Source organism: Streptomyces sp. NPDC006687 (genome assembly GCF_040636215.1).
Taxonomy (GTDB): domain Bacteria; phylum Actinomycetota; class Actinomycetes; order Streptomycetales; family Streptomycetaceae; genus Streptomyces.
Window position 1 is genome coordinate 475,208 of record NZ_JBEYJJ010000001.1, and the last position, 14,497, is coordinate 489,704.

The window sequence follows — 14,497 nt, forward strand, 5'->3', positions numbered from 1 at the left end:
GCCCACGCCCTCACGGGCCGGCCCTGCCCTGCCCGGGCGGGCCGGTGCGGGCGGCGTCCCGTCCCTGGGCCGGCATCCCGGGCAGCTGCCCGGGCTCCGCCCCGCCCGGCCCCGCGGCCGCGGCCGCCGCCGCCTGGAGGTCCTTGTCGGAGGTGACCACCGGATGCCAGCCGTGCCGGCCGACGGCGGTGGTCAGGGCGCGCACCATCGCCGGGTCGAACTGGGAGCCCGCACAGCGTTCGAGTTCCGCGAGGGCGGTCCCGACCGGCCGGGCGCGGCTGTACGAGCGGGTGGAGGTCATCGCGTCGAAGGAGTCGGCCACCGCCACCACCCGGGCCAGCACGGGGATCTGCTGCCCGCTCAGCCCGTAGGGGTAGCCGGTGCCGTCGACCCGTTCGTGGTGGTGCAGGATCGCCGCGCGGGCCTCCCCGAGGAAGCCGATGCCGCGCACCATCTCGTGCCCGTACTCGGGGTGCAGTTCGATGACGCGGCGCTCCTCGGGCGTGAGCGGCCCGTTCTTGCGCAGCAGCCGGGTGGGCACGCCGAGTTTGCCGACGTCGTGCAGGATCCCGGCGATGCGGACGACTTCGAGGCGGTCGCCGGTCATGCCCAGCTCCCGGGCGATCATCGCGGATGCCTGGCCCACGCGTTCGCTGTGCCCCCGCGTGTAGCGGTCCTTGATGTCCACGGCCTGGACGAGGGCGCGGATGGTGGCCTGGTGGGCGGCGTGTTCGCGCTGGTACTGGGCGAGGGCCCAGCAGGAGATGCACATCGGCAGCAGCACCAGCAGGGCGGCCGGGGGCCCGTAGGGGCTGTGCCACATGACGGCCATCATCAGCCCGACGAGGCCGTGCAGGCAGTACGGGGCCAGGGCCGGGGCGCTCGCCGCGGACGGGGCCCGCAGCAGGGCGGCCGGCCCGCGCCGGGCGGTGGTCGCCGGGCGGCCCTCGGCGGCGGCGAGGACGGCCGCGTCGAGGGCGGTGAGGACGAGGCAGAAGACGGCGGCGGCGACGGCCGCGGGGAGCAGCGCGTACGGGAAGGCGGAGGCCCCGGTGAGCGCCTTCGGGCCGCCGAGGAGCCCGTACGCCTGCCCGGCGGCCCAGGCGGCCACCGCCTGCTGGGCCCCGTGCCAGACCCGGCGTACGGCGACGGGCCGGCCGGCGGTGGGCTGGGCGAGTCCGGCGGGCAGGGCCACGAGCGCGGCGGCGGACGGCGGGAGCAGGAAGACGGCGGCCAGCACCACCGGCGGGAAGGAGCCGGCCCCTTCGAACAGCGCGCGCCCCCGGAACGGCAGGACCCGCACCGCCTCACAGCCGAGGCAGAGGACGGCCAGCAGGCCCACGGCCGGCCAGGGCACGGCGGATCCGGGGCGGAAGGCGGGGGCGGCGCAGGCGGCGGCCGCGAGCACCGCGCCGAGGACGCAGGCACGCGCCGCCGGCGGAAGGACCCGCATGGCGCTCTCCTCCCCTGGGGCGTGCGATCCGGGTGGCGAATCCGAAGGGGTACCGCGAGGGGAGGATAAGTCGGCCCCCGCCGTGATGCGGGGACATTTTCGTATTGCCCCGGACGGGCGCCCCCGGATTAGCACCTTCGAGTGAATGAAGGTGCTTCCGGAGGCTGCCGCGGGGATTCGGGGGTCGGGTCGCGGGCCGGGAGTTTCCCGAAACCGCGGTTCAGCCGCCGGCGGGTCCCGCCGTGACGTCCGTGGCGTCAGGGGTGGCGGTGACGTCATGGTCGGGAACGGCCTGGCCCGAGCGGATCAGCTCGATCCGGCCCATGACCTTCGACCGCAGGTCGCTCGGTACGTCATCCGATCCGCAGCAGCGCTTGACCAGCTTCTTCACTGCCTGTTCCAGGCCGTACTTCTCCAGACAGGGGTTGCACTCGCCGAAATGCGTCTCGAACTTCGTGCAGTCGCTGTCGGGCATCTCGTGGTCCAGGAACTCGTACAGGTGGTCCAGGACCTCGGCGCACTCCGTCTCGTGCGGCTCTCCGCAGCTCATGAGCCCGAGCCTTTCAGGTCGTTCGACTCTCCCGCACCTGCGGGAACCAGTCCGCGCTCGCGGGCGTAGTCCTCCAGCATTCCGCGGAGTTGACGGCGGCCACGGTGCAGCCGGGACATGACCGTACCGATGGGTGTACCCATGATGTCCGCGATCTCCTTGTACGCAAAGCCCTCTACGTCGGCAAGATAGACCGCGATGCGGAACTCCTCCGGAATGGCCTGGAGGGCTTCCTTCACGTCGGAATCCGGCAGATGGTCCAGCGCCTGCGACTCGGCCGAACGCAGCCCCGTCGACATGTGCGACTCGGCGCGCGCCAGCTGCCAGTCCTCGATCTCCTCCGCGGCGCTGCGCTGGGGTTCGCGCTGCTTCTTGCGGTAGGAGTTGATGAAGGTGTTGGTCAGAATGCGGTACAGCCACGCCTTGAGGTTGGTGCCCTCGCGGAACTGGTGGAAGGACGCGTACGCCTTGGCGTACGTCTCCTGGACCAGGTCCTCGGCGTCGGCCGGGTTGCGCGTCATGCGCAGGGCGGCGGAGTACATCTGGTCGAGGTAGCCGAGGGCGTCCCGCTCGAACCGCGCGTTGCGCTCAGCGGTCGTCTCCTGCGCCTGGCCTTCGTCGGTCCCAGCGACAGGACCCACCTCCTCCGACAGCGTGGCGGCTCCGAAAGCGGATCCGCTCGAATCGGAGAATAGTCGACCATCCCGGCCTTCCGCCGCCCGAACCGAGCCGCGCTTGGGTGCCGGGAGCACCGTCCAGTCCAGGTCAGCGGCCTGCCGACGGTTCTGGCTGATGACCTGGGTCATGCGCTCCCTCTCCTCCGACGTCTTTTCCCTGCGTACCGACACTCCGGACAACAGGGGTGCTGGTCCGCGCATTCCCGGGCGCGGCAGGGGATCCGCCACCCGTGCGGGGCCCGCCGGGAGGGCGGGTGAGCGGGATCACGCGCCGGCCGGGCGGGAATCTGTCAGGTCGGCTCCGCCGGGCCGGCCGAGGAGCCGGCCGAGCCAGGAGGCGACCGTGCCGGTGATCACCGCGAGGGCCTCGTCCTGCGTGAGGTCGGCCTTCTTGGGGACCGCGAAGCCGTGGTCCCCGTGGGGTACCTCGGCCAGCTCGTACGCCCCTTCGGGGAACTCCTCGGGGCGCCCGAAGGGGTCCCGGCCTCCCTGGAGGACGAGCGTGGGCCGGGCGGCGTCCAGCAGCTCGGCGGCCCGGGACTTCTCGGGCCGGCCCGGCGGGTGCAGGGGGAAGGCCAGCGCGAGCACCCCGGCCGCGCCGAGCGCGGCGGCGGTCCGGCAGGCGACCCTGGCCCCGGCGCTGCGCCCTCCGGCGACGACGGGCAGCCCCGGCGCCTCCAGGGCGGGCCACAGGCCCCGCCAGCCCTCGTCGAGGACCTTGGGGGCGGCGGCGACCTTCTTCCCGGCGACCCGCCAGGGCTGCTCGACCAGGGCGACGGTGCAGCCCCGTGCGGGCAGGGCGGCGGCCAGTGCCTGGAGGTCACGGGCCTCGATCCCGCCGCCGGCGCCGTGGCCGAGGGCGAGTACGGCCCTGGCCGCGCGGGCGGTGTGCCAGGTGACGCGGGCCTGCCCGGCGGGGGTGTCGACGCTCTCGCTGCGCGTGGTCATGCCCCCATCCTGCCGGGTGGCGGCCCTGGCGCCGGGCAGCTAGAAGAGCGTGCCCTCCTCGGGGGCCTCCAGTTCGCCCAGCAGCTCCGGCCCGTTGTTGCGTACGTTGCTCACGGCGGTGGAGACCGGGTAGGCCCGCATCAGGCCGCCCGGCGGCGGGGCCAGCAGCTCCCGCAGCCCGCTCTCGTCGGTGCGGGCGGGGTCCAGCCAGGCGTCCCAGCGGTCGGGGGTCAGCATCAGCGGCATCCGGGGGTGGATGTCGGACAGCGCACGCGGCCCCTCGGCGGGGGCCACGCCCAGCGGGGTGGTCTCCGCCTCGGCGGTGACCACCGAGCAGGTGGCCCACCACGCCCGGGGGTGGTCAGGGGGCAGGGTGGCGTCCCGCCAGAACTCGTAGATCCCGGCCATGGCGAAGACGGAACCGTCGGCGGGGAGCACGAAGTACGGCTGCTTGCGGGCCCGCTTCCTCTTCCCCTCCACCTCCAGCTGCCGTTCGTCGTGCGCGGTGACCCACTCGTAGTAGCCGTCGGCGGGGACGATGCAGCGGCGCTGGGCGAAGGGGCGGCGGAAGGAGGGCTTCTCGTGCAGGGTCTCCGACCGGGCGTTGATCATCCGGGCAGCGCCCTCGGGACTCTTGGCCCAGGAGGGGACCAGGCCCCACTTCAGCACCCGCAGCTGGCGAACCGGACGCGGGTCCTTCGCGTCTTTGAGGGGACGGTCGAGGACGACGTGGACCTCCTTCGTCGGCGCCACGTTGAAGTCGGGGGCCAGGGTCTCCTCGGGCTCCCACCGCTCGATGCCGAATATCCCCGCCAGCTCCTGTGGCGTCCGACCGGCCGCAAACCTTCCGCACATGGCTGACACACTGCCACGGACACCGCCCACGACCGCAAGGAGTCCGCCACTCCATGGACAGCAGCACGACCGCCGGCCTCTGGGACCGGCTGACCGGCATACAGACCCCGCCGGCGGCATGGCTGGTGGCCGCCGCCGGCCTGGCCGCCCTGGCCGTCGTGGCGTGGCGGCCGCTGTGGCTGCCGGCCCGCAACGCGATCACCATCGCGCACGAGGGCGGCCACGGGCTGGTGGCCCGGCTGAGCGGGCGCAGGCTCCAGGGGATCCGGCTGCACTCCGACACCAGCGGGGTCACCGTCAGCTCGGGCAGGCCGACCGGGGTCGGGATGGTCCTGACGGCCGCCGCCGGGTACACGGCCCCCTCCCTGCTGGGTCTGGGCGGGGCGGCCCTGCTGTCGGCGCACCGGATCACGGTGCTGCTGTGGGCGGCGACCGCGCTGCTGGCGCTGCTGCTGACCCGGATCCGCAACGCGTACGGGGTGCTGACGGTGGTGCTGGCCGGGGCGGCGTTCGTCCTGGTGTCCTGGCTGGCCCCGGCCGAGGTGCAGGCGGTGTTCGCGTACGCGGTGGTGTGGTTCCTGCTGCTGGGCGGGGTGCGGCCGGTCTTCGAGCTCCAGCGCAAGCGGCGCGGGGGCGGGGCGCCGGATTCGGACGCCGACCAGCTGGGGCGGCTCACCCACCTGCACCCCGTGGTCTGGCTGGGCTTCTTCCACCTGGTCGCGCTGTGCTCGCTGGTGGGCGGCGGGCGCTGGCTGCTCGGCCTGTGAGACGCCCGGGCGATCAAGATCCGGGGTGGCGGGGAGCCACTAAAGTGGGGGCCATGACCGAGACCCCCGCGCTCCACCCCCTCTGGCCCGCCCCGCTCGCCGATGGTGCCGTCCACGCCACCGTCACCGTGCCGGGCTCCAAATCGGTCACCAACCGCGCCCTGGTCCTCGCCGCCCTGGCCTCCGAGCCGGGCTGGGTGCGCCGCCCGCTGCGCTCGCGCGACTCGCAGCTGATGGCGGACGCGCTGCGCGCCCTGGGCGTCGGCATCGAGGAGACCGTCTCCTCCAGCTCCGCCGGGGACGGCGCGGGCGGGGAGGCGTGGCGGGTCATCCCGGCCGGCCTGCACGGCCCGGCCACCGTCGACGTGGGCAACGCGGGCACGGTCATGCGCTTCCTGCCGCCCGTCGCCACCCTGGCCGCCGGCGACATCCGCTTCGACGGCGACCCCCGCTCCTACGAGCGCCCGCTCGGCGAGGTCATCAACGCCCTGCGCGCCCTGGGCGCCCGGATCGAGGACGACGGCCGCGGCGCGCTGCCGATGACCGTCCACGGCGGCGGCGCCCTGGAGGGCGGCACGGTCGAGATCGACGCCTCCAACTCCTCCCAGTTCGTCTCGGCGCTGCTGCTCTCCGCGCCGCGCTTCAACCAGGGCGTCGAGGTCCGGCACACGGGCGCCACCCTGCCGTCCCTGCCGCACATCCGGATGACGGTGGAGATGCTGCGCGCGGCGGGCGCCCAGGTGGACACGCCCGAGGCCGGGGGCGAGAAGAACGTGTGGCGGGTGGCGCCCAGCGCGCTGCTCGGCCGGGACCTCGTCGTCGAGCCCGACCTTTCCAACGCCCAGCCCTTCCTGGCCGCGGCGCTGATCACCGGCGGCACGGTCACCGTCCCCGACTGGCCGCAGCGCACCACGCAGCCCGGGGACGAGCTGCGCCGGATCTTCACCGAGATGGGCGGCTCCTGCGAGCTGACCGACGCCGGCCTGGTCTTCACCGGCACCGGCCGTATCCACGGCATCGACGTGGACCTCGGCGAGGTCGGCGAGCTGACCCCGGGCATCGCCGCGGTCGCGGCGCTGGCCGACTCCCCGTCCACCCTGCGCGGGGTGGCGCACCTGCGGCTGCACGAGACGGACCGGCTGGCCGCGCTCACCAAGGAGATCAACGAGCTCGGCGGCGACGTCACCGAGACGGCGGACGGGCTGCACATCCGCCCGCGCCCGCTGCACGGCGGGGTCTTCCACACCTACGACGACCACCGCATGGCCACCGCCGGCGCGGTGATCGGCCTGGCGGTGAAGGGAGTGGAGATCGAGAACGTGGCGACGACCGCGAAGACCCTGCCCGACTTCCCGAAGATGTGGGCGGACATGCTCTCGGGAGCGGAAGCAGGAGCGGGAGCGTAGGGGCCCGGTCATGCGCAGGTACGGCAAGCACACCGACGAGGACGACATCCGCCAGCGCCCGAACCCCAAGGGCAACCGGGCACGGACGAACATCCGGCCCAAGCACGAGGACGCCAGCGAGGGCTTCGTCCTCACCGTGGACCGGGGCCGGCTGACCTGCCTGGTCGGGGACCGCACGGTCACCGCGATGAAGGCCCGCGAGCTGGGCCGCAAGGCGGCGGTGGTCGGCGACCGGGTGTCGCTCGTCGGCGACCTGTCCGGCAAGAAGGACAGCCTCGCCCGGATCGTGCGGATCGAGGAGCGCAAGTCCGTCCTGCGGCGCACCGCCGACGACGACGACCCGTACGAGCGGGTGGTCGTCGCCAACGCCGACCAGCTGGCCATCGTCACGGCCCTGGCGGACCCGGAGCCCCGGCCCCGGATGATCGACCGCTGCCTGGTGGCGGCGTACGACGCGGGGCTGGAGCCCCTGCTCGTGCTCACCAAGTCGGACCTGACCTCCGCGGACAAGATCCTGGAGATCTACTCGACCTTCGGGCTGCGGTACGTGGTGACCAACCGGGAGGAGCTGCGGACGGGTGACGCCGCCGCCCGGGTCCGCGAGCGCCTCGAAGGCCGGATCACCGCCTTCGTCGGCCACTCGGGCGTGGGCAAGACCACCCTGGTGAACTCCCTGGTCGCCGAGGGCCGCCAGCGGGCCACCGGCGATGTCAACAAGGTCACCGGCCGCGGCCGGCACACCACGACCTCGGCGCTGGCCCTGCCCCTGCCCTCCGGCGACGGCTGGGTCATCGACACCCCGGGCGTGCGTTCCTTCGGCCTGCACCACGTGGAACCCTCCCGGGTGGTGCTGGCCTTCCCGGACCTGGTCCCGGGGACGGAGGGATGCCCGCGGGCGTGCAGTCACGACGAGCCGGACTGCGCGCTCGACCAATGGGTGGAGGACGGCCACGCGGACCCGGCGCGGCTGTACTCGCTGCGGCGGCTGCTGCAGACCCGCGAGCGCCGCGAGGGCGACTGATCACCGGACTGATCGCGGGCCGGTCGCCGGGCTGACCGCCGGCCGGGGTTTGCACCACGCCGTGTCTGGTAAATGCATAATCGCACCACGTGACGCGATGTCACCTGAAGCGGGGAGGCGCCCCACATGGCGTGGCTGCTGGTCGTCGTCGCGGGATTCCTGGAGACGGGTTTCGCGGTCTGCCTGAAGCTGTCCCACGGGTTCACGCGGCTGTGGCCGACGATCGCCTTCGCGTGCTTCGCGCTCGGCAGCTTCGGCCTGCTGACCCTGGCGCTGAAGAAACTGGACGTGGGCCCGGCGTACGCGGTGTGGACCGGCATCGGTGCGGCCGGGACCGCCATCTACGGCATGGTCTTCCTCGGGGACCTGGTCTCCACCCTCAAGCTGGTCTCGATCACCCTGGTGATCCTGGGCGTCATCGGCCTCCAGCTCTCCGGCTCGGCCCACTGAGCAGCCGCAGCAGCTCCCGCTCGCCCGGCTCCTCCCCCGGCGCCACCACGTAGGACAGCGCGAGGCGTACGGCGAGCTCGCAGCGGCGCAGCGGCTCCTCGGGCAGCGCGGCGGCGGCCCGGTCGCGGGCGGCGCGGGTCAGCTCCCCCGGCCCGATCGCCTGCCGGCTCCCGGCCGGGGGCGGCGCGGGCAGGGCCGGGTCCCAGGCGCCGGTCAGCAGGGCCCGTACGAGGGCGTGCGCGCGGGCCGCCCGTACGGTCCACTCGGCGACCGCCGCGAGCCGCTCGGCGCCGGTGTGCCCGGGCGGGGCCGCGGCCAGCGTCCGGTCCACCCCGTCGAGGTACCGCTCGGCGGCGCGGCGTACCAGGGCCCGGCCCAGGCCGTCCTTGCCGCCGAACTCGTTGTAGAGGGTCTGCCGTGACACCCCGGCGGCCGTGGCCACCTCCACCATCCGCACGGCCGGCCAGGGCCGTACCCCCAGCGCCGCCTCGGCCGCTTCCAGCAAGGTCTCCCGGGCCGCCGGCATCGTCGCCTCCCCCGCCTGTCGCACCGGCCGGCTGTCACCGGCCTGGCTCACCCGCAAGATTTGACGGACCGCCAGATCCTGTCAAGGGCGCCTCCCGGCCGTACCGTGGACAGCGTTCGCCGGGCCCCCGCGGCCTCGGTACTGTTCGGGCATGCCCACGTATGACGACGATCTGCGCCTCGCCCTGGAACTCGCCGACGCGGCGGACGCCACCACCATGGACCGCTTCCGCGCCCTCGACCTGAAGGTGGAGACGAAGCCGGACATGACTCCGGTGAGCGAGGCCGACCAGGCCGCCGAGGAGGTCGTCCGGGCCGGGATCCTGGCCGCGCGCCCGCGGGACGCGATCCTCGGCGAGGAGTACGGGCTCAACGGCGAGGGCCCGCGCCGCTGGGTCGTGGACCCGATCGACGGGACGAAGAACTACGTCCGGGGCGTGCCGGTGTGGGCGACCCTGATCTCCCTCATGGAGGAGGGCGCGGACGGGGTGTTCCGCCCGGTGGTCGGCGTGGTGTCGGCCCCCGCGCTGGGCCGCCGCTGGTGGGCCTCCCAGGGCGGGGGCGCCTTCTCGGGCGGTGCGCTGGGCGGGCCCGCGGAGCCGATCGGCGTCTCGAAGGTGGCTTCGCTGGGCGACGCCTCCTTCGCGTACTCCTCGCTGGGCGGCTGGGAGGAGCAGGGCCGGCTCCCCGGTTTCCTGGAGCTGACCCGCGCCTGCTGGCGTACGCGGGGCTACGGGGACTTCTGGCCGTACATGATGGTCGCGGAGGGCTCCCTGGACCTGTGCGCGGAGCCGGAGCTGAACCTGTGGGACATGGCGGCCCTGGCGGTCGTGGTCCAGGAGGCGGGCGGCCGCTTCACCAGCGTCGACGGCGTGGACGGGGTGCACGGCGGCAACGCGGCCGCCTCCAACGGGCTGCTGCACGAGGAGATGCTGGGCTTCCTGCGCCCCTCCGCCTGATCCCCGCGCGCGGGGTGTGCGCTCAGCGCGCCCCCTTGATGACGGAGCGTGTCCGTGGGAATCTGGGACTCCCCCGCTTGTGCGGTTGTGAAACGGTGCGCACAGCGGGACACACCCCGGGAGGTGGTTGTCTCCATGCTCGTCCGTGACGCCATGAGTACCGTGATCCTGACCCTCGGACCAGCCCACACCCTGCGTCAGGCGGCCTGCCTGATGTCCGGCCGACGCGTCGGAGCGGCCGTCGTCCTCGACCCCGACCACAGCGGCGTCGGCATCCTGACCGAGCGCGACATCCTCAACTCCATCGGCGCCGGCCATGACCCCGACCGGGAGTCGGTGGGCGCGCACACCACGAACAACGTCGTCTTCTGCACCCCCGAGGCGACGGTGGAGGAAGCCGCCGAGGCGATGGCCATCGGCGGCTTCCGGCATCTGATCGTCCTGGAGGACGGCGGCCCGGTGGGCATCGTCTCCGTCCGCGACGTCATCCGCTCCTGGGCCCGCACGCGGCGGCAGACCATCGCGGCGGCGTAGCACGGCGGCGGGCCGGGCCCCCGAAGGGATCCCGGCCCGCCGTTCCGCTGCGGCAAGCGGTTTGTCACTCAGCCACGGAGGGCCTGGACCGCGGCCTCCAGCCGCTTGCCGAAGTCACCGTCCGCCTGGCGGAAGTTGTCGATCGCGCGCTCGACGATGTCCTCACGCGAGACCTTGGCGATGAAGCCGGAGAGGTTCTCGACCAGCCGGCTCTTCTCGTCCTCGGACATCAGGCGGTAGAGGTCGCCCGCCTGGACGAAGTCGTTGTCCTCCGCGTGCGAGGGGGTGGCGTGGTTGCCCGTGCCGCCGGTGACCGGGACGGACTGCCACAGCGGGCGGTCCGTCTGGTGGGGGCCGCCGAAGCTGTTCGGCTCGTAGTTCTTCGCGCCCTTGTGGCGGCCGTCGTAGAGGTGGCCGTCACGGGAGTGCGTGCGCGCCTCGGTGGCGTGCGGGCGGTTCACCGGCAGGTGGTCGGCGTTGATGCCGACGCGGTAGCGGTGGGCGTCGCCATAGGCGAAGAGGCGGCCCTGGAGCATCTTGTCCGGGGAAGGGCCGATGCCGGGGACGAAGTGCGCGGGGCTGAAGATGCTCTGCTCCACCTCGGCGAAGATGTTCTCCGGGTTGCGGTTGAGCTCCAGCTTGCCGATCTCGATCCGCGGGTAGTCCGCGTGCGGCCACACCTTGGTGAGGTCGAACGGGTTGAAGCGGTAGTGCGCCGCCTCGGCCGCCGGCATGATCTGGACGTAGACGGTCCAGCTCGGGAACTCGCCGCGCTCGATGGACTCGCGCAGGTCGCGCTGGTGGGAGTCCGGGTCCTCGCCGGCGAGCCGGTTGGCCTCGGCCTGGGTGAGGTTCTTGATGCCCTGGTCGGTCTTGAAGTGGTACTTGACCCAGAAGACCTCGCCGGCCTCGTTGTTCCACTGGAAGGTGTGCGAGCCGAAACCGTCCATGTGGCGGTAGGAGGCCGGGATGCCGCGGTCACCGAACAGCCAGGTCACCTGGTGCGTGGACTCCGGCGACAGGCTCCAGAAGTCCCAGACGTTGTCCGCCTCCTGCGAGCCCGTGTACGGGTCGCGCTTCTGGGTGTGGATGAAGTCGGGGAACTTGATGGCGTCGCGGATGAAGAACACCGGGGTGTTGTTGCCGACGAGGTCGTAGTTGCCCTCTTCGGTGTAGAACTTCAGCGCCCAGCCGCGCGGGTCACGGCGGGCGTCGGCGCCGCCGAGGCTGTCCGCGACGGTGGAGAAGCGCAGGAAGGTCTCGGTCTGCTTGCCGACCTCGGAGAGGAACTTCGCGCGGGTGTACCGCGTGACGTCCGCGGTCACGGTGAAGGTGCCGTAGGCGCCGGCGCCGCGGGCGTGGACCACGCGCTCCGGGATGCGCTCGCGGTTGAAGTGCGCCAGCTTCTCCAGGAGGAGCTGGTCCTGGACGAGGACCGGCCCGCCGACGCCGGCGGTCTCGCTGTTCTGGTTGTCGGCGACCGGTGCCCCGGCCTCCGTGGTGAGCGGTCCCTGCGTCACGTGCGCCTCCTGCGTCATGTCCTGCGAGTCCTGTCCTCGGCATTCGCCAGAACCGATCCTACGATGGACTTTGTCTAAGTCAAGCGAGCATCCAAGTCCGTATCGGTTCGGGTTCTGCACCGGGTCGCCACTGTTAGGCTGGCGTCTATGAGTGACCTGCTGGAACGACTTCGCGGACGCGGCTGGCGCATGACGGCTCAGCGGCGTGTCGTGGCCGAAGTACTCGACGGTGAGCACGTTCACCTGACGGCAGACGAAGTGCACGCGCGCGCCGTGACCAAACTGCCCGAGATCTCCCGGGCGACGGTCTACAACACCTTGGGCGAGCTGGTCTCGCTCGGCGAGGTGCTGGAGGTGTCGACGGACCGGCGCGCCAAGCGGTACGACCCGAACGCCCACCGCCCCCACCACCACCTGGTCTGCGCCCGGTGCGGCGCGATCCGCGACGTGCACCCGGCGGGCGATCCGCTGGCCGACCTGCCCGCCGGCGAGCGCTTCGGCTTCACGGTCTCGGCGGTCGAGGTGACCTACCGCGGGCTCTGCCCGAACTGCGCCGCGGCCTGACAGCGCACGCACGCGCAAGGCCGGGGGCACACGCCCCCCGGCCTTCTTCTCCGTCCGCGTCCGTCTGCTCCGTCGGCGCGATTCACACCCGGAAACGACTCAAGGCCCGGATCCTGGGGATCCGGGCCTTGGGCCTTCAGTAGCGGGGACAGGATTTGAACCTGCGACCTCTGGGTTATGAGCCCAGCGAGCTACCGAGCTGCTCCACCCCGCGTCGGTAAACCTGACTGTACGGGAGTGCACCCGGCAGATGCAAATCAGTTGGCCGGCCGCCCCGGCCGGCCTCAGACGGAGAGCTCCTCGGCCAGAGCGTCCCGCAGCCGGGCGGCCCGCTCGGCGACCTCCGCCGGGCCGAGCTCCATGGCGCGCAGGCACCACTTCTGGCCTTCCGCGAGGTCCCCGTGCCGGGCCGCGAGCAGGCCCAGGCGCAGGGCGGCCCGGCCGTGCCCGGCCACCGCGGCCCGGGTCCACCACAGGGCGGCCTCGGGCTCGTTCCCCTCGCGGGCCAGCAGCAGCCCGAGGTTGAAGGCGCCGTTGCGGGAGCCGGCCTCGGCCGCCTCCCGGTACCAGCGGGCGGCCACGGTCAGGTCGCCCCGGGCCGCGGCGAGCATCCCGACCCGCACCTGGGCCCGGCGGTGGCCCTGCTCGGCGGCCCGCTCGTACCACTCCTCGCTCTCGGTGCGCGCGGCGCCGCCGACGGGCTCGCCCAGCGCCACCGGCTCCGGGGGCGGGGCCAGCGACTCCAGGAGGGCGGCCAGCCGGAAGGCGGCCTCCGCGCTGCCGCCGCTCGCGGCGCAGCGCAGGTGCCGCTCGGCGGCGCGCTCCTCGCCGTCGCGGACCAGGGCGATGCCGACCTGGAGGGCGGCGTCGGTGTGCCCGGCCGCGGCGGCGCGCTCGTACCACTTCAGGGCGGCGCGGTCCTCGTCGCGGCTGGCGAAGAGGATGCCGAGGTTGAAGGCGGCGTCGACGCTGCCGGCCTCGGCCGCCTTGGAGAACCAGGGCTCCGCGCCCGCCGCGTCCCCGGCCTGGAGCAGCATGATCGCCAGGGCGTTGGCGGCCTCCCGGTGGCCGGCGTAGGCGGCGCGGCGGTACCACTGCTCGGCCTGGGCGGTCCGCTCCTGGGCGGCGCACAGCAGGGCGAGGTTGTAGGCGCCGTTGTGGTCGCCGGCGTCCATCGCGACCCGGTACCACTTCTCGGCGGTCTCGGTCTCGCCGCGGGCCGCGTGCAGGGCGCCCAGGGCGTTCGCGGCGTTCCCGTCGCCGTCCTGCGCGGCGCGGTGCCACCAGGCGGCCGCGCTGTCCTCGTCCCCGGCGTCGCGCAGCAGGAAGCCCAGGGCGCACGCCGCCCGGGCCTCGCCCTGCTTGGCGGAGCTCAGGTACCAGCGCCCGGCCTCCTTCAGCTCGCCCCGCGCCTCCAGGAGGGCGCCCAGGTGCAGCCCGGCGCGCCGGTGGCCCCGGGCGGCGGCCTGCCGGTACCACTGCTCGGCCTCGGCGGGGTCGCCCTTGCGCAGGTGCCGGGCCAGCCGGTAGGCGGCCTCGCGGTGGCCCTGCTCGGCGGCGGCCCGGAACCAGCGCTCGACTCCCTTGTCCCCGCGGTGTTCCAGCAGGTCGGCCAGGCCGTACGCGCCGAGGGCGTGGCCGGACTCCGCCGCCTGGCGCAGCCAGTACTCGGCGGCGGGCTCGTCCCCGCGCTCGCGGTAGTGGCGGCCCAGGGCGTGCGCGGCGGGGGCGGATCCGGCGACGGCGGCGACCCGCCACCAGCCGGCGGCCTCCTCGGGGTAGCCGCGCTGGAGGAGCAGGACGCCCAGGTTGTTGGCGGCGGCACGGTCCCCCGCGGCGGTGGCGCCGCGCAGGTAGGGCTCGGCCCCGGCCAGGTCGCCGCGGCGCAGCAGCAGGGCTCCGAGCACGCTCATGGCACCGGGGTCGCCCTTGTCGGCGGCCACCCGGTGGCGGGCCTCCAGTTCGGCGTCGGTGGCGCCCTCGGCGTCGCCGAAGGTCCCATCCGCGAAATCCGCATCGGTCAGTGCGGTCTGCGCGTTGCCGGCGGGAGCCACCTGACCGGCCCCCGTACCCGATTCGGCCTCCGCCCTCACAAACCGCCCTGTCTCCAGCAGAGTTGACCTGTCCCCCATAAATCCCATCGTCGCATCACCTGCTACCCGCGTACACCTGGTATGTCGCAGCCAGTGAGGTCACTACAGCGTTTTGTCGACATGCCCACAGAGAGACAAGTCAAACACGCTCCAGCCCCAACTCACCCGTCCCAGC

The 14,497-nt window shown here is 73.5% G+C and carries 15 protein-coding genes and 1 tRNA gene; 7 read left to right on the forward strand and 9 right to left on the reverse strand.

Features of this window, described 5'->3' with window-relative positions; all coding sequences use genetic code 11:
- Positions 1-10 precede the first annotated feature (10 nt).
- From ABZ716_RS02130 to ABZ716_RS02150, 5 genes are all read right to left on the reverse strand, one after another.
- On the reverse strand, positions 11-1,453 hold the full coding sequence (locus ABZ716_RS02130) for an HD-GYP domain-containing protein (RefSeq protein WP_358955783.1): 1,443 nt from the start codon (positions 1,451-1,453) through the stop codon (positions 11-13).
- Between the two features lie 220 nt (positions 1,454-1,673).
- Positions 1,674-2,003: a mycothiol system anti-sigma-R factor gene (rsrA, locus tag ABZ716_RS02135; protein WP_358955786.1), complete on the reverse strand. Its 330-nt coding sequence runs from the start codon at positions 2,001-2,003 to the stop codon at positions 1,674-1,676.
- Positions 2,000-2,644 carry a sigma-70 family RNA polymerase sigma factor gene (locus ABZ716_RS02140; RefSeq protein ID WP_007266438.1) on the reverse strand — a complete coding sequence of 215 codons (645 nt, stop codon included), beginning with the start codon at positions 2,642-2,644 and terminating at the stop codon, positions 2,000-2,002. The genes rsrA and ABZ716_RS02140 overlap by 4 nt, the downstream gene beginning before the upstream one ends.
- Positions 2,645-2,944: 300 nt before the next feature.
- On the reverse strand, positions 2,945-3,628 hold the full coding sequence (locus tag ABZ716_RS02145; protein ID WP_358810989.1) for an alpha/beta family hydrolase: 684 nt from the start codon (positions 3,626-3,628) through the stop codon (positions 2,945-2,947).
- 39 nt (positions 3,629-3,667) lie between these two features.
- Positions 3,668-4,483 carry an SOS response-associated peptidase gene (locus ABZ716_RS02150; protein ID WP_358955789.1) on the reverse strand — a complete coding sequence of 272 codons (816 nt, stop codon included), beginning with the start codon at positions 4,481-4,483 and terminating at the stop codon, positions 3,668-3,670.
- 53 nt (positions 4,484-4,536) lie between these two features.
- Between ABZ716_RS02150 and ABZ716_RS02155 the strand changes: the two genes are divergently transcribed.
- The 4 genes from ABZ716_RS02155 to ABZ716_RS02170 all read left to right on the forward strand — a co-directional run bounded on the left by ABZ716_RS02155 (position 4,537) and on the right by ABZ716_RS02170 (position 8,127).
- On the forward strand, positions 4,537-5,250 hold the full coding sequence (locus ABZ716_RS02155; protein WP_351879360.1) for a M50 family metallopeptidase: 714 nt from the start codon (positions 4,537-4,539) through the stop codon (positions 5,248-5,250).
- A 53-nt stretch (positions 5,251-5,303) separates the two neighbouring features.
- Positions 5,304-6,656 (forward strand): 3-phosphoshikimate 1-carboxyvinyltransferase, encoded by a 1,353-nt coding sequence (gene aroA / locus ABZ716_RS02160; RefSeq protein ID WP_358810991.1) that lies wholly within the window; start codon positions 5,304-5,306, stop codon positions 6,654-6,656.
- Between the two features lie 10 nt (positions 6,657-6,666).
- Positions 6,667-7,677 carry a ribosome small subunit-dependent GTPase A gene (gene rsgA, locus ABZ716_RS02165; protein WP_358810992.1) on the forward strand — a complete coding sequence of 337 codons (1,011 nt, stop codon included), beginning with the start codon at positions 6,667-6,669 and terminating at the stop codon, positions 7,675-7,677.
- A gap of 126 nt (positions 7,678-7,803) precedes the next feature.
- Positions 7,804-8,127 carry a multidrug efflux SMR transporter gene (locus ABZ716_RS02170; RefSeq protein WP_351879369.1) on the forward strand — a complete coding sequence of 108 codons (324 nt, stop codon included), beginning with the start codon at positions 7,804-7,806 and terminating at the stop codon, positions 8,125-8,127.
- Here the strand turns inward: ABZ716_RS02170 and ABZ716_RS02175 are convergent.
- On the reverse strand, positions 8,093-8,653 hold the full coding sequence (locus ABZ716_RS02175) for a TetR/AcrR family transcriptional regulator (RefSeq protein ID WP_351879524.1): 561 nt from the start codon (positions 8,651-8,653) through the stop codon (positions 8,093-8,095). The two genes, ABZ716_RS02170 and ABZ716_RS02175, sit on opposite strands and share 35 nt — an antisense overlap.
- Before the next feature lie 151 nt (positions 8,654-8,804).
- Between ABZ716_RS02175 and hisN the strand changes: the two genes are divergently transcribed.
- Positions 8,805-9,611 (forward strand): histidinol-phosphatase, encoded by an 807-nt coding sequence (gene hisN, locus ABZ716_RS02180; RefSeq protein WP_358955792.1) that lies wholly within the window; start codon positions 8,805-8,807, stop codon positions 9,609-9,611.
- A gap of 135 nt (positions 9,612-9,746) precedes the next feature.
- Positions 9,747-10,145: a CBS domain-containing protein gene (locus tag ABZ716_RS02185; protein WP_358810994.1), complete on the forward strand. Its 399-nt coding sequence runs from the start codon at positions 9,747-9,749 to the stop codon at positions 10,143-10,145.
- A 68-nt stretch (positions 10,146-10,213) separates the two neighbouring features.
- Here the strand turns inward: ABZ716_RS02185 and ABZ716_RS02190 are convergent, their stop codons facing one another.
- Positions 10,214-11,665, reverse strand: a complete 1,452-nt coding sequence (locus ABZ716_RS02190; RefSeq protein ID WP_358955795.1) for a catalase — start codon at positions 11,663-11,665, stop codon at positions 10,214-10,216.
- Positions 11,666-11,812: 147 nt separating this feature from the next.
- On the opposite strand from ABZ716_RS02190, the gene ABZ716_RS02195 reads away from it, so the two are divergent.
- Positions 11,813-12,229, forward strand: a complete 417-nt coding sequence (locus ABZ716_RS02195) for a Fur family transcriptional regulator (RefSeq protein ID WP_358810996.1) — start codon at positions 11,813-11,815, stop codon at positions 12,227-12,229.
- Positions 12,230-12,369: 140 nt separating this feature from the next.
- Here the strand turns inward: ABZ716_RS02195 and ABZ716_RS02200 are convergent.
- A tRNA-Met gene (locus ABZ716_RS02200) sits at positions 12,370-12,443 on the reverse strand.
- 70 nt (positions 12,444-12,513) lie between these two features.
- Positions 12,514-14,370, reverse strand: a complete 1,857-nt coding sequence (locus ABZ716_RS02205; RefSeq protein ID WP_358810997.1) for a tetratricopeptide repeat protein — start codon at positions 14,368-14,370, stop codon at positions 12,514-12,516.
- Between the last annotated feature and the right edge of the window lie 127 nt (positions 14,371-14,497).